Annotated in this window: 18 protein-coding genes, 2 tRNA genes and 1 pseudogene; 10 read left to right on the forward strand and 11 right to left on the reverse strand. The window is 65.7% G+C overall.

Annotated features, from left to right (window positions below; all coding sequences use genetic code 11):
* The first annotated feature begins 442 nt into the window (after positions 1-442).
* Complete coding sequence (locus OIM94_RS01655; protein ID WP_264608401.1) at positions 443-703, forward strand: GAF domain-containing protein; 261 nt, start codon at positions 443-445, stop codon at positions 701-703.
* Positions 704-723: 20 nt separating this feature from the next.
* Here OIM94_RS01655 and OIM94_RS01660 read toward each other — a convergent pair whose 3' ends face one another.
* Positions 724-1,056, reverse strand: a complete 333-nt coding sequence (locus OIM94_RS01660; protein WP_264608402.1) for a hypothetical protein — start codon at positions 1,054-1,056, stop codon at positions 724-726.
* A gap of 324 nt (positions 1,057-1,380) precedes the next feature.
* On the opposite strand from OIM94_RS01660, the gene OIM94_RS01665 reads away from it, so the two are divergent.
* The 4 genes from OIM94_RS01665 to OIM94_RS01680 all read left to right on the forward strand — a co-directional run bounded on the left by OIM94_RS01665 (position 1,381) and on the right by OIM94_RS01680 (position 8,278).
* Complete coding sequence (locus OIM94_RS01665) at positions 1,381-3,612, forward strand: DPP IV N-terminal domain-containing protein (RefSeq protein ID WP_413716371.1); 2,232 nt, start codon at positions 1,381-1,383, stop codon at positions 3,610-3,612.
* Positions 3,613-3,741: 129 nt separating this feature from the next.
* Positions 3,742-5,604: a methyl-accepting chemotaxis protein gene (locus OIM94_RS01670; RefSeq protein WP_264608403.1), complete on the forward strand. Its 1,863-nt coding sequence runs from the start codon at positions 3,742-3,744 to the stop codon at positions 5,602-5,604.
* 74 nt (positions 5,605-5,678) lie between these two features.
* Positions 5,679-7,028 (forward strand): DUF418 domain-containing protein, encoded by a 1,350-nt coding sequence (locus OIM94_RS01675; RefSeq protein ID WP_264608404.1) that lies wholly within the window; start codon positions 5,679-5,681, stop codon positions 7,026-7,028.
* Between the two features lie 224 nt (positions 7,029-7,252).
* On the forward strand, positions 7,253-8,278 hold the full coding sequence (locus tag OIM94_RS01680; RefSeq protein ID WP_264608405.1) for an aspartate-semialdehyde dehydrogenase: 1,026 nt from the start codon (positions 7,253-7,255) through the stop codon (positions 8,276-8,278).
* Positions 8,279-8,366: 88 nt separating this feature from the next.
* Here OIM94_RS01680 and dcd read toward each other — a convergent pair whose 3' ends face one another.
* The 3 genes from dcd to OIM94_RS01695 all read right to left on the reverse strand — a co-directional run bounded on the left by dcd (position 8,367) and on the right by OIM94_RS01695 (position 10,041).
* Positions 8,367-8,921: a dCTP deaminase gene (dcd, locus tag OIM94_RS01685; RefSeq protein ID WP_066717087.1), complete on the reverse strand. Its 555-nt coding sequence runs from the start codon at positions 8,919-8,921 to the stop codon at positions 8,367-8,369.
* 182 nt (positions 8,922-9,103) lie between these two features.
* Positions 9,104-9,553 carry a cytidine deaminase gene (locus tag OIM94_RS01690; RefSeq protein WP_264608406.1) on the reverse strand — a complete coding sequence of 150 codons (450 nt, stop codon included), beginning with the start codon at positions 9,551-9,553 and terminating at the stop codon, positions 9,104-9,106.
* Between the two features lie 5 nt (positions 9,554-9,558).
* Positions 9,559-10,041, reverse strand: coding sequence for a UPF0262 family protein (locus OIM94_RS01695; RefSeq protein ID WP_264608407.1), 483 nt, complete (start codon positions 10,039-10,041; stop codon positions 9,559-9,561).
* An 81-nt stretch (positions 10,042-10,122) separates the two neighbouring features.
* On the opposite strand from OIM94_RS01695, the gene OIM94_RS01700 reads away from it, so the two are divergent.
* Positions 10,123-11,619, forward strand: coding sequence for a replicative DNA helicase (locus OIM94_RS01700; protein ID WP_264608408.1), 1,497 nt, complete (start codon positions 10,123-10,125; stop codon positions 11,617-11,619).
* 28 nt (positions 11,620-11,647) lie between these two features.
* Positions 11,648-12,256 carry a hypothetical protein gene (locus tag OIM94_RS01705; RefSeq protein WP_264608409.1) on the forward strand — a complete coding sequence of 203 codons (609 nt, stop codon included), beginning with the start codon at positions 11,648-11,650 and terminating at the stop codon, positions 12,254-12,256.
* 35 nt (positions 12,257-12,291) lie between these two features.
* Here the strand turns inward: OIM94_RS01705 and OIM94_RS01710 are convergent.
* The 6 genes and pseudogenes from OIM94_RS01710 to gyrA form a co-directional block, all read right to left on the reverse strand.
* Positions 12,292-12,462: pseudogene (locus OIM94_RS01710) on the reverse strand (VIT1/CCC1 transporter family protein); the annotation flags it as partial.
* A gap of 11 nt (positions 12,463-12,473) precedes the next feature.
* The gene (locus tag OIM94_RS01715; RefSeq protein WP_264608410.1) at positions 12,474-13,838 is read right to left on the reverse strand and encodes an MFS transporter; all 1,365 of its coding nucleotides are present in this window, start codon (positions 13,836-13,838) and stop codon (positions 12,474-12,476) included.
* A 109-nt stretch (positions 13,839-13,947) separates the two neighbouring features.
* On the reverse strand, positions 13,948-16,677 hold the full coding sequence (locus OIM94_RS01720) for a TonB-dependent receptor (RefSeq protein ID WP_264608411.1): 2,730 nt from the start codon (positions 16,675-16,677) through the stop codon (positions 13,948-13,950).
* A gap of 201 nt (positions 16,678-16,878) precedes the next feature.
* Positions 16,879-16,954 (reverse strand) — tRNA-Glu (locus OIM94_RS01725).
* 67 nt (positions 16,955-17,021) lie between these two features.
* Positions 17,022-17,375 (reverse strand): DUF952 domain-containing protein, encoded by a 354-nt coding sequence (locus OIM94_RS01730; RefSeq protein ID WP_264608412.1) that lies wholly within the window; start codon positions 17,373-17,375, stop codon positions 17,022-17,024.
* Between the two features lie 3 nt (positions 17,376-17,378).
* A complete protein-coding gene (gene gyrA / locus OIM94_RS01735) occupies positions 17,379-20,123 on the reverse strand; it encodes a DNA gyrase subunit A (protein ID WP_264608413.1) in 2,745 nt (914 codons plus the stop codon).
* Between the two features lie 258 nt (positions 20,124-20,381).
* On the opposite strand from gyrA, the gene OIM94_RS01740 reads away from it, so the two are divergent.
* On the forward strand, positions 20,382-21,665 hold the full coding sequence (locus OIM94_RS01740; protein ID WP_264608414.1) for a tetratricopeptide repeat protein: 1,284 nt from the start codon (positions 20,382-20,384) through the stop codon (positions 21,663-21,665).
* A gap of 55 nt (positions 21,666-21,720) precedes the next feature.
* Here OIM94_RS01740 and OIM94_RS01745 read toward each other — a convergent pair whose 3' ends face one another.
* On the reverse strand, positions 21,721-22,194 hold the full coding sequence (locus OIM94_RS01745; RefSeq protein ID WP_264608415.1) for an Lrp/AsnC family transcriptional regulator: 474 nt from the start codon (positions 22,192-22,194) through the stop codon (positions 21,721-21,723).
* Between the two features lie 187 nt (positions 22,195-22,381).
* Here OIM94_RS01745 and OIM94_RS01750 point away from each other — a divergent pair, with 187 nt between their 5' ends.
* Together OIM94_RS01750 and OIM94_RS01755 are read left to right on the forward strand one after the other, a co-directional pair.
* Positions 22,382-23,980 carry a histidine kinase dimerization/phospho-acceptor domain-containing protein gene (locus OIM94_RS01750; RefSeq protein ID WP_264608416.1) on the forward strand — a complete coding sequence of 533 codons (1,599 nt, stop codon included), beginning with the start codon at positions 22,382-22,384 and terminating at the stop codon, positions 23,978-23,980.
* Positions 23,981-24,043: 63 nt separating this feature from the next.
* Positions 24,044-24,119, forward strand: a tRNA-Ile gene (locus tag OIM94_RS01755).
* Positions 24,120-24,142: the final 23 nt, after the last annotated feature.

Below are 24,142 nucleotides of genomic sequence, written 5' to 3' on the forward strand. Positions count from 1 at the left end.
AGCTGCATGTATGAGGAACCGTGCCTTCGACCCTTGGCAGATTCCGCAACATCCTTGCGCCGATAAGCGGTGATTCGGCTTTTCCGTATGATCACCTCGACGTGGGCGCAGCGTTTACGTCACTAGGCAAAATCTGCCTAGGGATGGTTTAGGTCCGAAATGAATTAACCGGTTGATAACTTCCGCCTGCGCGTCTCGATCTGGAACAGCATGCCGTAGGGGAAGGCTGCTGGGGCTGCGGTAGATTTCCGTACTGCAATCCGGTCTACTCGCCGCGTACACCCAAAAACGTTTCCATCAGGGTGTCCGTATGTCGCGTTGGTTTAGCAGTTCCGTTGCGTCCGATTGCCTGGTGCCCCTGGACGAAGGCGAAGCAAATCAAGCAGATGACAGCCGCATTGCACGCGCGGCGGTGGCCTTGCTCAGCGGCGATGTCGCCATCTTGCAAACCGGATCGCGCATCGTGATGGCCGCCGCTGGTGGCGTGGCGCCCGAGGAAACGGCGCGGATGCTCGCCGAGCCGCTACAGGCGCTCGCCAAGGGGTATCGAAGTCAGCTTTCGGTGCCGATCTGGCGCGGAGACCGGCGGGTGGGCGTGCTCGCGGTGCTCGGGCGCAATGCCCGGCGCTTCAACGATGCGGAAGTGGCGTTGCTTCGCGCGCTGGCGGGCTGTGTCGATCGCCCCTGCCGCAGCCTGCACTGAGCCGCGCGCCGGGGGGGGGGCTAGTGCGGCAGTTCCGCGCCGGCATCCAGTGCTGCGCGGCCGCGGGCAGTGAGTGCGGCGTCGACTACCATCGGCCCATCGGCATTGAGGACCAGCGCTTCATAGGCGAGAAACCCGGCGTCGCTGAGCGCTTCGATGATCGCTACAAAGTCCGCGGCGGCGGATTGCCCGCTGCCCAGCCCGATATCGGCCGGCCGCAGCACCGTGGCACCCGGCCAGCTTCGCTGCAGCAGTGTCGTCGCGCGCTTAACCCTGACGTCTGTTCCCATGCCGCTCACCCCGCCAAAGGACATGTGCTGCCGATCCTCCTCGGTTCCGCGGACCCGCCCCATACGGTATATCCTGCGTTAACCAATACGCGCTGTAGCTGAACCCCATCTTAACGTTATTACGGCGTTCGTTAACTACATTGCAGATCACCAGCATCGCCAAAGTAGCATCGATGGAAATAAATGGAAATATTATTTCCTGTTGCGCTTTGTTTGCTTGGTTCACCGCCGGGAGCCGATCGAAAGGTTTTCCTTTCTACACGCCGTACCCGCAGTTCCGTTGCGCTTCTCCGGCGGTACGCAATGCAAGATCCGGCCTTTACGCACGAGCAGGCCACGATACACCATCGCACTACCGGCCGCGCGGCCGGAAAGGCGGAGTGTTGGATGCGCAAATGGAAGCTGGGTGTGGCCATGATGGCCATCGCGATGGGAGTGGGCATGGCTGACGGGATGGCGCTGGCGCAGGGTGCGCCGCAACTGACGCTGGAGCGTGTCTTCGCCAGCCCGTCGCTCGATGGACCCGCACCGCGCGCGGTACAATTGTCGCCGGACGGCAAGTATCTGACGTTGCTGCGCAATCGCGATGACGATCGCGAACGCTACGATCTGTGGGCGATGGATACCGCCAATGGCCAGTGGCGGATGCTGATCGATTCCAAAAAGCTCGGATCCGGAGCAGAATTGTCCGAAGCCGAGAAGATGCAACGCGAGCGGGCGCGCATCGGCGGGACCAAGGGCATCGTTTCCTACGCCTGGGCACCCGATGCCCGCTCCATCCTGGTGCCGCTGGACGGCGACCTGTTCCGGGCGCGGCTGACCGGGGAGGTGGACAAGCTGCCCGCCGCGGCGGGCCCCAAGCTCAACGCGGTGCTCAGCCCTGCGGGCAAGTTTGCCAGCTATCTGCAAGATCAGAATCTGGTGATCATGGATCTTGCCTCGGGAACGGCGAGCCGGGTCACGCCCGATGGTGCGGGTACGGTGCACTGGGGCGAGGCGGAATTTGTCGCGCAGGAGGAAATGGCGCGGAGCACCGGCTATTGGTGGTCGCCGAACGACGCCTATGTCGCGGTCGAGCGATTCGATGAGGCGCCGGTCGGCATCGTGACGCGTGCCGCCATCGGCGCGGAGGGCACCAGCATCGTGCAGCAGCGCTATCCCAAGGCAGGCACGCCCAACGCGCTGGTCGAGCTCTATGTGCTGGATCCCGCCGGGCAGAAGCGCGTGAAGGTGGATCTCGGCCCGGATCGCGACATCTATCTCGCGCGCGTCGATTGGGCACCCGACGGCAAGACGCTGTACGTCCAGCGCCAGAACCGTGCGCAGACCCAGCTCGACCTGCTTGCCGTCGACCCCGCCAGCGGCGCCGCGCGCGTGCTGTTCAGCGAGAAGGCGGCGGCCAAGAGCTGGATCAACCTCAGCTATGGTCTCAAGCCGCTCGACGATGGCAGCCTGATCTGGTGGTCGGAGCGCGATGGTCACGGCCATCTCTATCGCTGGCAATCGGGGACGTTCACGCAGCTGACAAAGGGACCGTGGGAAGTGGCGCCCGACGGGATCAGTGTCGATCAGCAGCATGGCCGCCTCTATTTCCAGGGGAATAAGGATGATCCGCTCGAGCGGCACCTGTACTGGGTAGACTATCGCAAGCCCGGCGGCATCACCCGACTGACCGAGCGCGGCTGGTGGAATGCCGCGAGCATGGATGCTAGCGGCACCCGCGCGATCGTGAGCCGATCGAACCCGAACCAGCCCCGCCAGGTCTATCTCGCGGACGCAGACGGCAAGCGCATTGCCTGGGTGCAGGAAAATGCCGTCGGCGGGGCGGAGCACCCCTACCACGCCTATCTCGCCACCCACCGCGAGCGCAGCTTCGGCACGATTCCGGGGCCGGACGGCACCGTGCTGCACTGGGAGATGATCACCCCGAAGCTGGAGCCGGGCAAGCGCTACCCGGTGTTCTTCCAGCATTATGGCGGCCCGCATGTGCAGACGGTCAGCCGCGCCTGGGGCGGCCCGCTCCAGCAATATCTGGTGCAGCAAGGCTATATCTGGTTCCAGATCGACAATCGCGGTTCCGCCAATCGGGGCGTCGCCTTCGAAAGCGCGATCTGGCACGCCATGGGCAGCGCGGAGGTGCAGGACCAGCTGGCAGGCGCGGCCTATCTCAAGACGCTGCCCTTTGTCGATCCGAAGCGCATTGCCACCTATGGCTGGTCCTATGGCGGCTACATGACGCTGAAGATGCTGGAGGCGGCACCGGGCACCTTCGCGGCGGGTGTGTCGGGCGCGCCGGTGACCAAGTGGGAGCTGTACGACACCCATTATACCGAGCGCTACATGGGGGATCCGCGCCAGGTGCCGGAGGCCTATGGGGCGTCGAACACTCTGGCGGATGCCGCAAAGATCAGCGACAAGCTGCTGATGATTCACGGGATGTCCGACGACAATGTCGTGCTGGAAAATGGCACTGCGATGTATTCGGCGCTGCAGCAGAAGAAAGTGCCGTTCGAGATGATGCTCTATCCGGGGCAGACGCACCGCGTAGGTGGTCCCGGCATCAGCGAGCATTTGTGGAACACGATCCTGGGCTTCCTTGACCGCGCATTGACCAAGTAAAGGCGCGGAAACGCAGACATGTACGTATAAGACCGAGGGGCGCGTCAGAGGCCGCTGACACGCCCCTCTTCTATAATGCGCTGGTAAACTTTCTGAGCGGCGTGTGGCCGCGCCTGGGAGGAATCGAGCGTGCAATTCCTGGCCAATCTCAAAATCCAGTTCAAGATCATGTCGATGCTAAGCCTTCTTGGCATCGTCACGCTGGGCGTCGCCTGGTATGGCGGCGGCGTCATGCGATCGATCGACGCCGACTATTCGGTGTTGGTGGGTACGAAGCTTCCCAACACCGCCAAGATGGTGCGGGTGAACCGGCTGGCCAACGCGATGATGTACAGTGCCTATCGCACCTTGGTGTATGACGGCGCTTCGACGGAAGCCAAGAACTCCGCCGCAGAGGAACTCGCGTCGTTCAAGCAGGCGAACGAGTATCTGAGCGAGGTTGCCGCCGCCGAGAAGGAAGGTGCAGCCGACATCGCCCGGCTGCGCGGTGTGTTGGAGCAACTGCAGGAAGTTGTTGCTCCCGCCGTGGAACTGGGTCTCGCGAACCAGGAAGAGGCGGGAAAGCTGGGTCTGGCAAAGGCAGACTTGATTGCCATCGAATTCACGAAGCAGCTCAAGGCCTATAACGACCGTCGCATCGACGACGCCAACAAGATTTCCACGGGCCTGACCGCGCAGGTCTCGAGTGCGGCGATCACGCTGTTCGGCATCGCGCTGGTTGCCATCGTCAGCAGCCTTGGTCTCGCCATCTTCGTCACCCGGTCGCAGATCGTCGGTCCGCTGGTTCGCCTCCAGGAGTCGATGCGCGGCCTCGCCGGCGGGAACAATCATGTCGAGGTGCCCGGCACCGAGCGCGGCGATGAAGTGGGCGGGATGGCCAAGTCGCTGGTCGTCTTCAAGGAGGCGGCGCTGCGGCAGGAGGAGCTGGCGGAGGCCAAGCGTCGTGCCGATGCCGGGCAGGCGCTGGTCGTGGAGACGCTGGAGGACCGCCTCGGCAAGCTCGCCGGCGGCGACCTTACCGCCACCATCGATGCGCAGTTCGATCCGGAATATCAGGGCCTGAAGCAGAACTTCAACGCCGCCGTCGCCGCCCTGCGCGACCTGATCACTGCGGTGATCGAAAGCGCCGAGACGATTTCCACCGGCTCGGCGGAAATCGCCCAGGCGAGCGAGGATCTCGCCCGGCGCACCGAGGGTGCTGCCGCCAGCCTGGAGGAAACCTCGGCTGCGGTCAGCGAGATGGACCAGCGCATCAAGGCGACGGCCGCCGCCTCCACCAAGACCGTCGAGCGGGCGACGGGCGCCATCGGCGTGGTCGACTCCGGCCGCAGCGTTGCCGATGAGGCGATGCAGGCGATGAGCCGCGTCTCCGAAAGCGCCAAGGGCATCGACAACGTCATCGAAGGCCTCGACAAGATCGCCTTCCAGACCCGCGTTCTCGCGATGAACGCGGCGGTGGAAGCAGGCCGGGCAGGCGAAGCGGGCCGCGGCTTCGCGGTCGTCGCCGACCTCGTCTCGGCGCTGGCGATGCGTGCCGAAGAAGAAGCCGGACGCGCCCGCGACCAGCTGACGGCGACGCAGACCGACATCAACGCCGCGGTCGACATGGTCCGCCGAGTCGACAGCGCCCTCGGCGCGATCGTCGGCGACGTCAACGAGGTCCACTCGCTGCTCGAAACCATGGCCAAGGACAATCAGATCCAAGCGTCGGCGGTCACCCAGGTGGCGACGGCGGTCAACAGCATCGACCAGACCACCCAGCAGAACGCCGCGATGGTGGAAGAGACCTCGGCCGCGGCGCGCAATCTGAGTTCGGAAGTCCGGTCGCTGACCGAGCAGGCAGCGCGCTTCAACGCCGGCGATCGCAGCCATCGCAAGCCGGTGCGCTCGCGGGTGCATGCGATGCCGGTCACGTCCAACGTTCCCCATGCCGCCACGGTCAGCACGGTGCGGCAGACCGGCGCCGACGTCGAGGAATGGGCAAGCTTCTGACGCCCGTTCTGCCGGACTCGACTCCACCTGTGTAACAATATAGGCTCGCTCTCGTCTTAGGACGGGGGCGAGCCATGACAGTAGAGGGAGTGGCGCAACTTGCGCCGGTGCGCAAGTCTGCACGGATCGATGTTCTCGACATACTTCGTGGGCTTGCCATCCTGGGCATCTTTTTCATGAACATCCCCTTCGAAGGCCAGACGGCCCTGGCGATGTTCAACAAGCCCCAGATCATCGGCTGGTCCCCGCTCGACCAATGGAGCTGGCGCTTCGTGCAGGTCGTGCTGGAAGGTACCCAGCGCGGTGTTCTGGAGATCCTGTTCGGCTGCGGGCTGATGGTGCTCGCGTCGAGCGCGATGCGACCGGACGGGCCGGTGGCCGTCGCGGATCTCTACTGGCGTCGCAACCTGTGGCTGCTCGGATTTGGCTTGCTCGACATCTTCGTGTTCCTGTGGACCGGCGACATCCTCCACGTCTATGCGCTGGCGGCGCTGTTCCTGTTCCCGTTCCGGCTGCTGGGGCCGCGCCTGCTGGTCGCGTTCGGTTCGCTGTTCGCGCTGTTCCTGGTCGTGACCGCGGTGCCGATCTACATGGAACGTGCCGAATTGCTCGCGGCGGTGCCTGCCATCGAGAAGAAAGTGGCGGCACACCAGCCGCTGACCAAGGCCGAGCAGGCCAAGCAGAAGGACTGGCAGCAACTGCTTGAGCGCCGCGCGACAGGCGGCTCCCAGGGCAAGAAGATCCTGGCGATGGAAAAGGCCGGGCATAGCGGCGGCTGGCTCGCCTATGCGGGCATGAATATCGGCTTCTACACCGAGTTCATGCTGCCCCAGCTGGGCATGGGCATTGCCGAGGCCTTTTGCATGATGCTGATCGGCATCGCGCTCTGGAAATGGCGGGTGGTGCAGGGCGGGCGCAGCACGCGGTTCTATGTCGTGCTGCTCCTGTGTTGCTATGTGCCGGGGATGATCGCGCGGGCTGTTGGCACGCAGGAGATGCTGTCGCCCGTGCCGATCCTCCACAGTTACTGGTTCACCCAGGAGCCGGCACGGATGCTGGTGTCGATAGGCCATGTCGCGCTGATCAACCTGGCCGTGCGCAGCAGCCTGGGCGCGGCGATGCTGGCGCCGTTCAAGGCGGCGGGGCGGACGGCCTTCTCGCTCTATTTCCTCCAGCAGTTCATCGCCATCTACATTCTGTTTGCGCCGTGGGGGCCGGGTCTGTGGGGGAAGCTCAGCTGGAGCGGGCTGTACGGCGTGGCGCTGGCGGTACTGGCATTCCAGGTCGTGCTCGCCAATCTGTGGCTGCGTGCCTTCACGATGGGGCCGATGGAATGGGCATGGCGCTCGCTCGCCTATGTGCGCTGGCAACCGTTCCGGCGGGCCGGCGCGCCGGAGCCGGAGGGTGTGCTGGCCGCAGCATGAAGTTGCGCAAAAAGGGGCTCGCCACGCAAGCATGTTTCTGCTAGCGGGTCCCGCGATGCTTCGAAAACGCGCCAAAACTACGCGAATTACACCGCGCCCCTAATCCGGGCGCGATAGCTGCGCTTTCTGCAGCGAAGCAGCGGAATGCTGGTGCATTCCACCCTCCATCCCCACTACAGAGCCGTCGCGCCGCCTTCTCCGGCGTGGGCAAGAAAGAGGTACAAATGGGCTACCGTGTCGTCGTCGCAGGCGCCACCGGCAATGTCGGTCGCGAAATGCTCAACATCCTGGCCGAGCGGGAATTCCCGATCGACGATCTCGCCGTGCTGGCATCGTCGCGCTCGACCGGGGACATGGTGGACTTCGGCGAGACCGGCAAACAGTACAAGGTCCAGAACATCGAGCATTTCGATCCCACCGGCTGGGACATCGCGCTGTTCGCGATCGGCTCCGAAGGCAGCGCGATCTATGCGCCCAAGTTTGCCGCCGCGGGCTGCACGGTGATCGACAATGCCTCGCTCTACCGCATGGACCCGGACGTGCCGCTGATCGTGCCCGAGGTGAACCCCGAGGCGATCGACGGCTACAAGGCGCGCAACATCATCGCCAATCCGAATTGCTCGACCGCGCAGATGGTGGTGGCGCTCAAGCCGCTGCACGATGCCGCCAAGATCAAGCGCGTCGTCGTCGCGACCTACCAGTCGGTCTCCGGCGCGGGCAAGGCGGGCATGGACGAGCTGTTCAACCAGAGCCGCGCGATCTTCGTCGGCGACCAGGTGGAGCCGGCCAAGTTCACCAAGCAGATCGCGTTCAACGTGATCCCGCACATCGACAGCTTCCTCGACGACGGCTCGACCAAGGAAGAATTCAAGATGGTCGCCGAGACCAAGAAGATCCTCGACCCCAAGGTCAAGGTGACCGCCACTTGCGTGCGCGTGCCGGTGTTCGTCGGCCATTCCGAGGCGATCAACATCGAGTTCGAGAACGAACTCTCGGCCGAGGACGCCCAGAAGATCCTGCGCGAGGCGCCGGGCATCATGCTCGTCGATAAGCGCGAGAATGGCGGCTACGTCACCCCGATTGAGTGCGTCGGCGAATATGCCACCTATGTCAGCCGCGTGCGCGAGGATTCGACCGTGGAGAACGGCCTGTCGCTGTGGTGCGTGTCGGACAATCTCCGCAAGGGCGCGGCGCTGAACGCGGTGCAGATCGCCGAGCTGCTCGGCCGCCGCCACCTGCAAAAGGCGTGAGAAGAAGGGGCGGTGCTAGGGCGCCGCCCCGAACCGTGGAGCGTGTGTTCCCCTCCCGCAAGCGGGAGGGGAGCGAAAGCGCGGCCGCTTACAGCCGCGGCAGGGTCACGCCGCGCTGGCCCATATATTTGCCCGCGCGGTCGGCATAGCTCGTCTCGCAAGGCTGCTCGCCCTTGAGGAACAGGAACTGGCACGCGCCTTCATTGGCGTAGATCTTGGCCGGGAGCGGGGTGGTGTTGGAGAACTCCAGCGTCACATGGCCTTCCCATTCGGGCTCGAGCGGCGTCACGTTGACGATGATCCCGCAGCGCGCATAGGTCGACTTGCCGAGGCAGATCACCAGCGTGTCGCGCGGCACCCGGAAATATTCTACCGTCCGCGCCAGCGCAAAGCTGTTGGGCGGGATCACGCAGACATCGGTCTTGCGATCGACGAAGCTGTTCGCGTCGAAATTCTTCGGGTCCACCACCGCGCTGTCGACATTGGTGAAGATCTTGAACTCGTCCGCCACCCGCGCGTCATAGCCATAGGAGGAGAGGCCGTAGCTGATGCAGCCCTCGCGCCGCTGGCTCTCGACGAAGGGCTCGATCATGTTGTGGTTGAGTGCCTGCTCGCGAATCCAGCGGTCGGAAAGAATGGACATGGCGCGGGTAGTGCGGGGGAGGGGGCGCGGCGTCAAGGTTGGGGGGGAGGAGGCACCTCTCCACCGTCGTCATTCCGGCGAAAGCCGGAATCCAGTGGGGCCTCCGTCGCAGCAGGAGCCACGACCGAGTGGCGTCTGGATCCCGGCTTTCGCCGGGATGACGTATAGTGGTGAGGGGGCGCTCAGCTGATCCCCAGATCCCCCGGCCCGAACGCCTGGGGCAGCAGCTCGGACAGGCGGTAGCTCGCGACCGCATCGCCCTCGGCCGCGCCGCAATGGACCGGCAGGTCGCGCCTGCCGAGCTGCGCCGCTTCGTTGATCACCTGGCGGCAGCGACCGCAGGGGCTGACCGGCGCGGTGCCCGTCGGCACCCCGTCCGGCCCGATCGGCCCGCCGATCACCGCGATTTCCGCCACGTCGCGCAACCGCCCCTGCGCCGAGACCGTCGCCAACGCCACCGTCTCCGCGCAGAGCGACAGGCCGTAGCTGGCATTCTCGAAATTAGCCCCCGTCACCACCGTGCCGTCGGTCAGCAGCACCGCCGCGCCGACGCCGAAGTTCGAATAGGGCGCATGCGCATTGCGCGCGGCGGTACGGGCGGCGGCGATCAGCCCCTCGCGGTCGGTCGTCATGGAATTCATCCCTTGATGTGAAGCACGCAGATCAGCGTGAACAGCCGCCGCGCGGTATCGAAATCGACCTCGATCTTGCCGTCCAGCGCCGTCCGCAGCAGCTCGGCGGCGTCGTTGTGGATACCCCGCCGGGCCATGTCCACCGTCTCGATCTGCGCGGGCGTCGCATTGCGGATCGCCTGGTAATAGCTGTCGCAGATCGCGAAATAGTCGCGGATCGGCCGGCGGAAGCGGGCGAGGCCGAGCACGATCGTCTCCAGCGGCGTATCGTCCGCCCGCCGGATCGCCAGCGCCAGCCGCCCTTCCTCCACGCTGATATGCAGCTTGTACGGCCCGGCATAGCCATCGGCATGGGCGCGCTGGGGGGCGAAGTGGTTGTCCTCGAGCAGATCGTAGATCGCGATTCTGCGTTCCTGCTCGATATCGGCCGAGCGCCACAGGATGGTGCGCTCGTCGAGAGTCACGTCGAGGATCCGCGGATCGGCCATAGGCCGCAGCTTTGGAAGCATTCCCCGTTTTCCACAAGCCATGCGGTTGCCGTCGCCCCCACATTGGCCGATGAGGGCGGGATGGCACAGCCGATCCCTTTCCCCACCCCGGAGCCCCAAGAGGGCCTCAGCCTCCCGCAAAATGTGGAGGCGGAAGCCGCGCTGCTCGGCGCGATGATGATCGACAACCGAGTCGCGGAGGACGTTCTCCAGAAGATCCGACCCGAGCATTTCTTCGAGCCGCTGCACGGCCGCATCTATGAGCAGATCGCGCACCTCGTGGGCGACAACCGCCTCGCCACCCCCGTGACGCTGCGCCCGCTCTTCGCCAACGATCCGGCGATGAAGGAGCTGGGCGGCCCGGCCTATCTCGCCCAGCTGACCGGCAACCCGGCCAGCCTGATCGGCGCGCGCTCCTTCGCCGACCAGATCTACGATCTCGCCCAGCTCCGCGCGCTGGTCGATGTCGGTCGCGGCATGGTGGAGGGCGCGCTCGACACCAGCCAGGACATCAATCCCTCCAAGCAGATCGAGCAGGCCGAACTCCGGCTCTACCAGGTCGCCGAGCAGGGCGATTCGGAAGCCGGCGTGAAGTCCTTCACCCGCGCCGCGACGCTCGCCGTGAAGCAGGCCGAGAAGGCGATGAACTCGGGCGGCGGCATCTCGGGCATCACCACGGGCCTCAGCGACCTCAACGCCTCGACCGGCGGTTTCAACCGATCGGACCTGCTGATCCTCGCCGGCCGCCCGGGCATGGGCAAGACCTCGCTCGCCACCAACATCGCGTTCAACGCCGCCAAGCGCTACATGGACGATCTCGATGCGGGCATCGCCGAGGAAAAGTCGATCGGCGCGCCGGTGGCCTTCTTCAGCCTCGAAATGTCGGCCGACCAGCTGGCCATGCGTATCCTGTCCGAACAGGCCGAGGTCGTCTCGGAAAAGCTGCGTACCGGCCAGCTGAGCAACGCCGAGTTCCAGAAGTTCGCGCGCGCCGCGGGCGATCTGGAGCGGCTGCCGCTCTATATCGACGACACGCCGGGCCTCACCATCGCGGCGCTGCGTACCCGCGCGCGGCGGCTCAAGCGCCAGCACAAGATCGGCATGGTGATCGTCGACTATCTGCAGCTGCTCACCGGCTCGGCCAAAGCCTCGGGCGACGGGCGCGTGCAGGAAATCTCGGAGATTTCGCGCGGCCTCAAGACGCTGGCCAAGGAACTCCATGTCCCGGTGCTCGCGCTCTCCCAGCTGAGCCGCGCCGTGGAAAGCCGCGAGGACAAGCGCCCGCAGCTCTCCGACCTTCGCGAATCCGGCTCGATCGAGCAGGACGCCGATATCGTGCTGTTCGTGTATCGCGACGAATATTACCACGACTTCAAGGCGCCCACGAAGATCCCCGACGGCACCGAGACCGCCGAGGAGCGCATGGCCTATGAGGAATGGCAGGCGCGCCAGCTGGAAGTGGCCAACAAGGCGACGGTGATCATCGCCAAGCAGCGCCATGGTGCGACCGGCTCGGTGCACATGCGCTTCGACCGGCAGTTCACCAAGTTCAGCGATCTGGCGCCGGAGGGGTATTGAGGTCGAATCCGTTCGAAAAGGGGCGAATGTGAACAAAGTGGAGCTGGCCGAACATCTGCTGCTAGTCAGTATGTTTATCGACTCACATCGCCCCGACCGCCGTTACATGTCCCGGCAGGACTTTGAGGTAGACTACAATACCTCTGTCGACACGCGCTTGTTCAACAGCATCGTGGCTGATCTGCGGGAGCAGGGGCTTGTCAAAGCGAGCCCTAATGCTGGGTCGTATTTCGTTCGCCTTCATAGTAATGCTTACAAGATTGCCTTGCAAAGAATTTTAACCTCCCTCGATGCAGATGTTTTTGAGATCGACTGGGAAACTAAGCGTATCGTCACGGATGCTGAAGAGTGGGCTCAAGAAACCTTGATACCCGGTCTGAAATTATGGGTGCTCCTCTCGCGGGAAAAGATAAAGTCAGGAGGGTCTGTTCCAATCGCGCAATCGTCGCAGGTGGCCGGGAGAGACATTAACCACTTCTATGGAGCGGTTGCTGGTCCCGGCGTAATCAACAAAACAGGCGATAGCAAAGAGAGCTGGTGGACCCGTTGGAGTACGGTTTTTGGAGGCTTGAGCGCATTGCTAGCTATTCTTGCGATCTTAGCGACGTGGTATTTTTGGCGGTATCCACACCCTTGAACGACTGCTGATGGTGAGTGGTATCAAACCACTCCTCAAACACTCGTCCCCACAACCCGCCCAATGCCTGCGGTCAGCGCCATCGCCAGCGCGCCCCAGACCACCACCCGCACCACCGGCTTGCGCGGCCTGGCCCCGCCGGTGATCGCGCCCAGCGCGCCGAGCAGGGCGAGGAACAGGATCGATCCCGCCGCGTCGCCCGCCGCCCTCCAGCGCGTCACGCCTTCAGCGTAGCGAACGCCGTCACCCCCGCCGCGACCGCCAGCGCCGCGCACACCAGTGCCGCCACATGGAACCCGCCGACCAGCGCGGTGCCGGTCTGCGACAGCACCGCGCCGGCCAGCGCGGTCGCCACCAGCCCGCCGGTCCGCGCGATCGCGCTGTTGAAGCCCGAGGCGGTGCCGGTGAAGCGATCGTCGACCGAGGCGAGCACCGCCGTGGTCAGGGGCGCCACCGCGCCGGCCATGCCGAGCGAGAGCACCAGCATCCCTGGCAGGATGCTCGTCCAGTAGCTCGCCTGCGGGTCCGCGCCCGAGAGCAGCCAGAAGCCGAGGCCGGTCACGATCGGCCCGATCGAGAGCGGCCAGCGCCCGCCGATGCGCGCCGCCAGCCGCCCGGCGAAGCGCGAGGAGACGCCGATCACGATCGAGAAGGGGAGCAGCGCGAGCCCCGCCTGCGCGGGCGGATAGCCGCCGCCGACGATCAGTAGATAGGGCAGCAGCAGGATCAGCCCGCCCAGCGCGCCGTAGAGCAGCAGGGTCAGCACGGTGAGGCCCACGAACGGCAGCGAACCGAACAGCGCCAGCGGCATCATCGCGCGCTCGCCCAGCCGGTGCTGGTGGAGCACGAAGCCGCCGAGCAGCCCGACGCCGCCGACCAGCCCGATGGTCGCCTCGGTGGAGACCGCATGGCTGCTCGACCACAGGGTCAGCGCCCAGGTGAGGCTGCCCAGCCCCGCGGTGGCGAGCGCCGCGCCGAGCCAGTCGAGCCCGCCCTTGCCGCGCGGGCTCTCGGGCACATAGCGCCAGGCGATGGCGATCGCGGCGGCGGCGACGGGCAGGTTGAGGTAGAAGATCGCGCGCCAGCCGACCGCGTCGACCAGCCAGCCGCCGAGCGGCGGTCCCACGGCGGAGGCGATCGCGCCCGCAGAGGCCCAGGTGCCGATCGCACGCCCCCGTGCCTCGCCGTGGAAGCTGCTGCCGAGCAGCCCGAGGCTGTTGGGCATCAGGACCGCCGCGCCGATCCCCTGCAGCGCGCGCGAGGCGAGCAGCAGGTCGGTGCCTGCGGATAGCGCACAGCCGAGCGAGGCCAGCGCGAAGATCGTGACGCCCAGGATCAGCATCCGGCGGCGGCCAAAATAGTCGCCGGTAGCGCCCCCGAACAGCAGCAGCGCGGAGAGCGGGAGGAGATAGGCGTTGATGATCCAGGGCAAGGTCGCCGGATCGGCGGCGAGCGTCCGGCCGATCGTCGGCAAGGCGACGTTGGTCACCGATCCGTCGAGAAAGGCGAGGCTGGAGGCGCACATGCATGCCGCGATGATCCAGCCGCCATGGCGGGGGGCGGGCGGGGCGGTGTCGCTCATCGGCGGGGCAGACGCAGCATGGGGGCAGGCTGTAGCGGGGAAGCAGGCGCGGGGCCAGCCGCGCCACGGCGTCTCCTCCCCCTGCGCAGGGGGAGGAGGCCGGTGCGCGTCAGAACCGCGTGCGGAGCGTCAGGCCATAGGTGCGCGGCTCGGCGAGGAAGGAGCCGAACAGCGCATTGCCGGTGGCGAATGCGGGCGATCCGAAGGCCTGCACCTGCGACTGGCTGCCGGCGCCCTGGAACGGCATGCTGAAGGCAACCTGCTGGTACTTGGTGTCGAGCAGGTTCTGCGCCCAGAGTTCCAGCGACCAGCGCTCGTCCGGGCCGCGGACGCCCAGGCGCGCGTTCATCGTGACGAAGCCGTCCTGCAGCTTCTCGACGAACAGGTCCGAACCGGTGTTGTAGTCGCTGGTCATGCGGCTATCGACATAGATCAGCCCGGTCCAGCCGCTGTTGCCGAGCGACGGCGTCCAGGTCACGGCGCTGGTCACGGTGTTGCGGGGTGCGTTGGACATCTGGCTGCCCGGCAGCAGGAAGAGCTGCGCGTTGAGCGGCTCGCCGGCCTTGGACCCGACCAGGTTGTTGCGATATTTGGCGTCGGCCAGCGTGTAGCCCAGGTTTACGGTGAAGTTGGAGGTCGGGTAGAGGCCGACCTCGAGTTCCACGCCCTGCGTCACCACGCCCTTGCCGACGCTGCCGGTGCAGGCGCCGGTTGCCGAGCTGTTGTCGCGGTCCGCACCGTTCAGGCCCGCGCTGCATCCGCCGATATTCTGGACGATATAGGCGGTGCCGTTGAAGGTGTTCAGCTGGAAGTTGGTGAATTCGGAGCGATACAGCGCCACGTTGGCGGTGAGGCGGCGCGAGGTGTATTTCAGCCCCAGCTCATAGGCGTTCACCGTCTCCGGATCGAAGCGCAGATTGGCCGCCGCCGCCGGCTTGGGCGTGGCGAACACGGTGGCCGACAGGTCCGAGCGGTCGAGATTGTAGCCGCCCGCCTTGTAGCCGCGCGCGAAGGAGGCATAGGCCAGGGTGCGCTCCGACGGCTTCCACGAAAGCACCGCGGTGCCGGTCAGCTGACCTTCCTTGAACTTGTCGGTGAACGGCACGCCGGTGAGCGCCGCGGTGGAATTGCCGGTGCAGGTGAGGGTGATGATGCCGGCCGCCAGCGACTGCAGCGTCGCGTTGGTGCTGGCGAGCACCGGGCCGAGTGCGGCCTGCTGCGCCGGGCAGACGGTGTTGTTGTTGTTGAAGGCGGCCTTCAGCGTCTTACTCTCGTGCGTGTAGCGCGCGCCCAGGGTGAAGCTCAGCGTCTTGGTGAGCTTGTAGATGTTGTGCGTGAACAGCGCCCAGTTCTCGCTGGTCTGGTCGTACAGGTCGCGGACGCTGCCAAGGTCGTTGAGCGTGCTCAGCCGATCGATGCCGCCGATGATCTGCGGCCCCACCGCCGGGGTCAGCGCCGCCCGGCCGGCGGCGCTCAGGCAGCCGGTGCGGCTGGGATCGCGCAGCGCCGCGGTGGGATTGAGCGTCGCCACCATGCGGCAGGCGGCAAAGGCGCCATATTGCGTGCCGAAGCGCAGATTGTCCGCAACCTGCAGCGTCTCGTGCGCGAAATAGCCGCCGACGAGCCAGTCCAGCTTGTCGCCCAGGATCGTGCCCGAGAAGCGGCTCTCATGGCTGAATGTGTGGAACTGGCGATAGCTGTTCCCGTCGTTCGGGCGATAGGCGATGTCGACATTGCCATAGTCGATATCGGCCGCGCCGTCGGACTTGTATTCGCGATACGCGGTCAGCGAGGTCAGCTGCGTCGCGCCCAGGTTCCAGCGAATGCGGGCGGACACGCCATAATCCGTTGTCAGGTTCGCATAGGCGCGGCCCGGGGACTGGGCGATCTGGCGGTTATAGGGATCGCCTTCGCTGGGTAGCACGCCGCCCATGCTGCGCAGGATTGCAGTGACGCGATTGCCCGCCGGATTGATCGAGAAGTCGCCAGCCACCCCCGGGGTCGGATCCAGCTTCTCGCGCGTGTCCATATAGACCGCGCCGCAGCACTTTTCCTTGCGATGCGTATAATCGGCGATCAGGCGGATGCCGAGATCCGGATTGACCGTGAACAGCAGCTGGCCGCGGACGAAATAGCGGTTGCGATCGTTATAGTCGGTCTTGTTGACGACATCGTAGAGATAGCCGTCGCGCTTCGAATAGACGCCGTCGATGCGAAAGGCGAGCAGGTCCTTCACCACGGGACCGGTGAGCGCGCCGGACAGGCGGATGGCGTCGTAATTGCCATAGGTCGCCTCGGCGAACCCGCCGAACTTGAATTCGGGCAGCTTGGTGTAGATGCTGATCGCGCCTGCCGAGGAGTTGCGGCCGGAAAGGGTGCCCTGTGGACCGCGCAGCACTTCGATCCGCTCGATTTCGCCCATGTCGTTGAGACCGGAGCCGGTGCGGCTGCGGTAGATGCCGTCGATGAAGACCGCGACCGAGCTTTCCAGGCCCGGATTGTCGCCCACCGTGCCGATGCCGCGCACGCGGGCGGCGGCATTGGCCTCGGAGCCGGTGGAGGAAACCAGCAGCGAGGGCGCGATCTGCGTCATCTGGCGGATGTCGGTCGCACCCGAATTCTGCAGCGCCGCCTGGCCAAAGGCGGAAACCGCGATCGGCACGCTCGACAGCCGTTCGGATCGGCGCGTTGCGGTGACGACGATGTCGGCGGTGTTGGGGGATTCGTTTTCGGCGGTCGCGGGCGTGTTGGCAGCGGAACCGCGCAAATCCTGGGCCAGCGCCGGCGTGGACAGGAGGGCGATAACCCCGGCGGACACCAAGAATGCGCACTTCGACATAACGGCTTCCTCTCAATCCCCAGCTTTTGCTTTGGTTTGAGTGCCGTTTTGATCGGAGACGGATAAATTTCGGTGAATGCCGCGTCCGTAGTCGCACGGAGGAGATGATCGCAAAAGCGCGTTTGCGCCGCGAGTGCTTATGTCGGGATTTTCAGAGATCGAAGCGAGAGCAGCACTGCCGCTGCATGCGCGAAGCGAAGATGGTGACCCCTACGGGACTCGAACCCGTGTTTTCGCCGTGAGAGGGCGACGTCCTAGACCGCTAGACGAAGGGGCCATTGCTTGGCGGAGGCGGCCAATTACGTTCCGTGGCCGGCCCCGTCAAGCGATGTTTTCAGACTTTTTCAGCCGGCCACCGGCAGGCGCAGGCTGCCGTCCGGTTCATACCCGACCTCGCTGTACGCCGTCACCGCATCCAGCGGCAGCGGGCCGTAGATGTGCGGGAAGAGCTGGCCGCCGCGCGAGGTCTCCCAGCGCACGGAGTCGCCGAGCGCGGCAAGATCCACCGCGGCGAGCCACAGCCCCGTCTGGCCGGCGAAATGCTTTTCCAGCGTCTCCTGCGCCTGCGCGGCGGTGGAAAGGTGGATATAGCCATCCGTCAGATCGATCGGCGCCCCCAGGAAGACACGTTCGTGTTCGAGCGTGTCCATCTGGTCTTGGGTCAGGATCTTGTAGGCGGTGAGGGGCAGGTCGGCCACCGCTCAGCCCTCGCCGCCGTCGGCGAGGTCTTCACCCGGCACCGCGTCCGGCGTTGCTTCGCTGGCCACTGCGCCATCGCCCAGGTTCATCTCGGCCTCGTCCTCGTTCTCTTCGATGCGTGCCGCCGAGACGACATGCTCGTTCTGCGCGACGTTGAACAGCCGCACGCCCGCCGAGTTGCGGCCGATCACGCGCAGATCGCCCAGCGACATGCGGATCATCTTGGCCTGGTCGGTCACCAACATGAGCTGGTGTCCCTTGGTCGCCGGGAAGCTCGCCACCACCGGCCCGTTGCGGGCGATGTTGTCGATGTTGGTGATGCCCTGGCCGCCACGACCCGTGCGGCGATATTCATAGGCGGAGCTGAGCTTTCCATAGCCGTTGGCGCAGACGGTGAGGATGAACTGCTCGCGACTCTTCATCTCCTCGAAGCGCGACTCATCCAAGCCATGCTCGCCTTCGCGCTCGCCCTTCCAGGGGGCGAAGCGGAGATAGGTGTCGCGCTCTTCCTGGCTGGCGCCCGAGCGGTGCAGGATCGACAGCGACATCACCTGGTCGCCGTCGCCCAGCCGCATGCCGCGCACGCCGGTGGAAGCCCGGCTCTGGAAGGCGCGGACGTCCTCGCCGGGGAAGCGGATCGCCTTGCCGGCGCGCGTCGCCAGCAGAACGTCGTCGCCTTCGTTGAGCAGGGCGACGCCGATCAGGCGATCATCCTCGTCTTCGCCTTCGAACTTCATCGCGATCTTGCCGTTCGAGGGCACGTTCGTGAACAGGTCCATGCTGTTCCGCCGGACATTGCCCTTGGCGGTGGCGAACATCACGTGGAGGTTCGCCCACTCGTCCTCGTCCTCCGGCAGCGGGAGCACGGTCGAAATCGTCTCGCCATTGGCAAGCGGCAGCAGGTTGATCATCGGCCGGCCGCGGGTGGCGGGGCCGCCCTCGGGCAGGCGCCACACCTTCATGCGATAGACGCGGCCAAGCGTGGAGAAGAACAGCACCGGCGTGTGCGTCGAGGTGACGAACAGCTCGGTGATCGCATCCTCGTCCTTGGTCGCCATGCCGGCGCGGCCCTTGCCGCCGCGCGCCTGGGCGCGGAAGGCATCGAGCGGGGTGCGCTTGATATAGCCCTGGACCGTGACGGTCACGACCATGTCCTCGCGCTCGATCAGGTCCTCGTCGTCGATGCCGTCGGCGGCGGCGGCGATCTCGGTCTTGCGCGGGGTGGCATAGGTGTCGCGGATCAGCACCAGCTCGCCGCGCAGTACTTCGTAGAGCTTGGCACGATTGCCGAGGATCTCGAGCAGTTCGGCGATCGAATCGGCGAGTTCCTTGAGCTCGTCGCCGATCTCGTCGCGGCCGAGCGCGGTGAGGCGGTGCAGGCGCAGGTCGAGGATCGCGCGAACCTGGGTGTCGGACAGGCGGTAGGTATCGCCGGTCACCTCGGTGTCCACCGCCTCGACGAGGCGGATGTACGGCGCGATCTCGGCGATCGGCCATTCGCGGGCGAGCAACGCCTCGCGCGCGGCGGCCGGGCTCGACGAGCCGCGGATGATCTTCACCATCTCGTCGAGATTGGTGACCGCGATCACCAGGCCGAGCAAGATGTGCGCACGGTCGCGCGCCTTGGCCAGCTCGAACTTCGAGCGGCGGGTGATGACCTCCTCGCGGAACTTGACGAAGGCCTCGATGATGTCGCGCAGGTTGAGCAGTTCCGGGCGGCCGCCGCGGATCGCGAGCATGTTGGCCGGGAAGCTCGACTGGGCGGGGGTGTTCCGCCAGATCTGGTTGAGCACCACCTCGGGCGTCGCGTCGCGGCGCAGGTCGATGACGATGCGCACGCCCTCGCGCGAGCTTTCGTCGCGAATGTCGGAGACGCCTTCGATCCGCTTTTCCTTGGCGGCCTCGGCGATCTTCTCGACCAGCGCGTTCTTGCCCTGCTGGTAGGGGATTTCGGTGAGCACGATCGAGCGGCGCTCGCCGCGCTGCTCGAACTCGTGGCGCGAGCGCACCAGGATCGAGCCGCGGCCGGTCTGATAGGCCGAGCGGCAGCCCGAACGCCCGAGGATCACCGCGCCGGTCGGGAAGTCCGGCCCCGGCACCAGCTCCATCAGCTCTTCGAGCGTGACCGCGCCATTGTCGATATAGGCGAGGCAGGCGTTGATCACTTCGCCGAGATTGTGCGGCGGAATGTTGGTCGCCATGCCGACCGCGATGCCGCCCGCGCCGTTGACCAGCAAATTGGGGAAGCGGGCGGGCAAGACCGACGGCTCGCTTTCCGAGCCGTCATAGTTCGGCACGAAGTCGACCGTGTCCTTCTCGATATCGTCGAGCAGCGCCGTCGCCACGCGAGCGAGGCGCGCTTCGGTGTAGCGCATCGCGGCGGGCGGATCCGGGTCCATCGAGCCGAAATTTCCCTGGCCGTCGATCAGCGGCACGCGCATCGCCCAGTCCTGCGCCATGCGCGCCATCGCGTCGTAGATCGAGCTGTCGCCGTGCGGGTGGTATTTACCCATCACGTCACCGACCAGGCGGGCGGACTTGCGGTAGGGCCGTCCGGCGACATAGCCGCCTTCCTGGGCGGCATAGAGGATGCGGCGGTGGACGGGCTTCAGGCCGTCCCGAACGTCGGGCAGGGCGCGCGCCACGATCACGCTCATCGCGTAATCGAGGTACGAGGTCTTCATCTCGTCGACGATCGAGATCGGGGTAATGTCAGAAGGGTCGGCGAGCAGGGTCTCGTCGGTCAATGCAACAGACTTTCGGGTTTTTGTTACGCTGATATGGCTCTAGCCGCCCACATGCCTCCTGCCAACCCCGCGCCCGCGCGTACGCACGCGCGTGGGGAGCATTGGGAGCCAAGTTCGCACCTGCACGTTTCAGGTCCGCAATGGCGGCTGTTCAAGCCACATTCAGCGCATCTGCCGCACGGCAAGCATGCTTGAATGGTGTAGAGTGCGCCTTTAGAGGAACGAGCGACGCCGCCTGGCCGACGAGGAGAGTTTCACATGAAGTTTGTTTCGAAGCTTGCGCTGACCGCGATGCTTGCGCTGGGGGCACCCGCGCTGGTGGCGACGCCGGCGCTCGCCCAGAAGGACAAGAAGGGCGCCGCGAAGGAAGATCCCAACGCGCTCAAGGTGGGGGATGCCTTCCGCAAGGCAGCCGCCCCGGCAATGGAAGCGGTGCAGGCCAAGAACTGGGCAGTCGCAGCACCTGCGGTCGATGCGCTCGATCAGGTCGCGCAGAACGACGACGAGAAATATTATGCCGCCTATCTTCGCTCGCGCGTGCAGATCGGCCAGAACGACATGGCTGGCCTCACCAAGACGCTGCCGATCCTGATCGCCAGCCCGCGCACGCCTGCGAACGAGCTGCCGATCTACAAGCGGCAATATTACACGATCATCGGCAACCAGGCGCTCAACGAGAAGAAGTATGCCGAGGGGATCGATGGCCTGCTGAAGGCGCGCGAGGCCGGCAATAACGACTTCGACATCTCGATCGCACTTGCCAATGCCTATGCGCAGACCGGCAAGCCGAACGAGTCGGTCGCCGAAGTGGATCGCGCGATCCAGGCGGTGAAGGCCACCGGTCAGAAGCCGCCGGTCGCCTGGTACCAGTTCGCGATCCCGCGCGTGTACGCGACGGGCAACCGCGCCGCCACGGCGGAGTGGATGAAGAAGATGATCGCCGACTATCCGACCAAGCAGAACTGGCGCTGGGGCGTTCTGGTGATGCGCGGCAGCGCGGATTCGGCGGGCGGTCGTCTGACCTCGGCGCAGCGTATCGATCTCTATCGCCTGCTGCGCACCACCAAGGTGATGGCCGACCAGAACGACTATGTCGATTATGCGGAATCGGTGAACTCGGCAGGCCTGCCATGGGAAGCCGTGGCCGCGATCGACGAGGGCCGTTCGACGGGCAAGATCCCGGCGGGCAACCCGGACATCGCCCGCATCTACGCCTCGGCTCAGACCAAGGCGAAGGCCGAAGGCTCGCTCACCCCGCTGATCAAGCAGTCGCAGGCTGCCGCGAACGGCAAGATGGCAGCGCAGACCGGCGACGCGTTCCTCGCCTCTGGCGACTATGCCAAGGCCGTGGAACTGTACGACGTGGCACTGCAGAAGGGCGGCGTTGCATCCGACGACGTCAACCTGCACCGCGGCATCGCGCTCTACAATCTCGGCCGCAAGGAAGATGCGCGGACCACCTTCGGTCAGATCAAGGCGGCACCGGCCGTCGATCTCGCTGCGCTGTGGACGGTGGCACTGGATCTCCCGGCGCTCTCCTGAGCCGCGCCGTTTCGAACCGGAAAGGGGCGGTCCCGCGGGGCCGCCCCTTTTTCGTTTAGCCCTGGTGGTCAGGCACGGGCACGCCGGGCAGGGCCTTGGCGGTCCGGATGGTGAGGGACGTCTTGACGTGCTCAACATTGGGGGCGGTGGTGAGCCGCGTCGTAAGGATGGTCTGGAAGCTCTGCAGATCCGGCGCAACGATCTTCAGGATGAAGTCAATCTCGCCGTTGAGCATGTGGCATTCGCGAACCTCCGGAATCTCCGCAACGAGCTGTTCGAAGGCCCGCAGGTCGCTTTCGGCTTGACTTTTAAGGCTTACCATCGCGAAGACGGTCAGATTGTAGCCGAGCGCGGCGGGGTCCAGCGCGGCATGATATCCCTTGATGGCGCCTTCCTGTTCCAGCGCGCGGACGCGACGCAGGCAGGGTGGGGCAGTCAGTCCGACCCGGTCGGCCAGCTCGACATTGGTCATGCGGCCATTCTCCTGGAGTAATCCAAGGATCCGGACGTCGATCTCGTCGAATCGCATTTTTTTCTGGGGCTCCTGCGTGGGTTCGTTTCTTCTATGTGCGCTTTAGCATAATAAAATTACGCTTCAACGCAATTGTCCCACATTGCGACGTGCCGAAATGGACTGTTTCCACAGCCGGTTGCATGGCGGTATGGAGAGGCCGGGATCGAGAGACAGGCTCTTCGGGGGACCATAGGTTTTGCCCTTGCGGTATGACGATACGCTGGAAACGGTGCTGGCGGGCGATGTCCGCTCGGCGACGGGTGCGCCGCTCGCCTGGCGGCAGCTCGTCGACCTGATCGGTCGCGGCCGCGTGCCGGCGGACGACCGGGCGATGGAAATGCTTGCGTCGATCCGAACGCTGGTCCCCATCGAGGCGAGGATCGCCAGTGCCCGCGCGCTCGAAGGCGCATGCCCGCCGCCGGCGCTCGTCCTGCTGTTGGCGGTCGATGACCTGCGCGTTGCCTTGCCCGTGTTGCGGACCGCGCAGTTGAGCGAAGGCGATTGGCTTGCGCTGCTCCCCAAACTCGCGCCGGGGGCTCGCCATGTGCTGCGCAATCGCCGCGATCTCGCTCCCGCAATCCTGCGCGCGCTGGAAAGCTTCGGCCCGGCGGATTTCGTGCTGCCGGATCACAGCGACGCCGGCGCCCTCGGCGCCGACGCGCAGCCCTCGATGCGCGGCGAAGATGCGCCCGATGGCTTGTTCGCCGTCGCCGATCTGATGGCGCGGATCGCGCGCTACCGACAGGACCGCGACCATTTCGAGCGCGGCCGACCGCCCGAGCGCGCCCGCAGTTTCCGGTTCGAGACCGACGCGATGGGCGTCGTCCGCTGGGTGGAAGGTGTGCGCCGAGAGCCGGTAATCGGGTTGTCGCTCGATCTTCAGGGCCTTTCCGCCGGTAGCCGCCTGGACGGCGTGGCCAGCGGCGCCTTTCGACGGCGGGCCGGGTTCACCAATGCCCGCCTGACGATCGCGGGCGAGTCGGACGCGGGCGGGGACTGGCTGGTCTCCGGTCTTCCCGTGTTCGACCAGGTCACCGGTCGCTTCACCGGCTATCGGGGCAATGCGCGCCGTCCGCGCAGCGACGAACGCGCCGAGCCGCAGCGGGTGTCGCCCGAGGCGGACGCACTGCGCCAGATCGTGCATGAACTCCGCACGCCCACCAATGCGATCGCCGGCTTTGCCGAGATGATCGAGACCGAAATGCTGGGGCCGGTGCCGGAACCATACCGCGATCGCGCCGCGGTGATCCGCGCCCAGGCGCGCGAACTGCTCGGCGCGATCGACGATCTCGATCTCGCGGCACGCATCGAAAGTGCGGCGCTGTCGCTGTCCGCTGGGCGCGTGGCGGTGCGGCCCCTGCTTGCTGGCATCGTCGACGATCTGGGCGAGTTGCTGGCACTTCGGGGGTCGTCCATCGCGCTGGCACCGGGCGAACTGTTCGTCGCGGGCGATCCCCGTGCGATCGAACGCCTGCTCGCACGCCTGTTGGCCACGCTGGTCTCGGCGACGGCGGCGGAGGAGCGCCTCTGCGTCCGCTTCGCGCTGGAGGGCGATGGGCAGGTCGCGATCCGCATCGATCGCCCGCGTGCGCTGGGCCAGTTCCCGGGCGATGCCGTGCTCGGCATCGATGACGAGCATGAGGAGGATGGCGCGCTGCTCGGCACCGGCTTCGCGCTTCGCCTGGCGCGAAACCTGGCGCGCGAACTGGGCGGCAGCCTGAGGATCGCGCCCGATCTGCTCACCTTGCGCCTGCCGGCCGCGGCGGCGGAGGCTGCGGCGGAGCAGGCGCACCGCCACTAGGGTCTTGGTCGCGCCGGGGCTTGCGGCGACGGCGCAGGCTCCGCTAGGGGCGATGTGTGCTGGGGGCCTGTAGCTCAATGGTTAGAGCTGGCCGCTCATAACGGCTAGGTTGCGGGTTCGAGTCCTGCCGGGCCCACCAGCACTTGGGCTTTGTGCTGCAAA

The sequence above is a fragment of the Sphingomonas sp. R1 genome (assembly GCF_025960285.1).
Taxonomy (GTDB): domain Bacteria; phylum Pseudomonadota; class Alphaproteobacteria; order Sphingomonadales; family Sphingomonadaceae; genus Sphingomonas.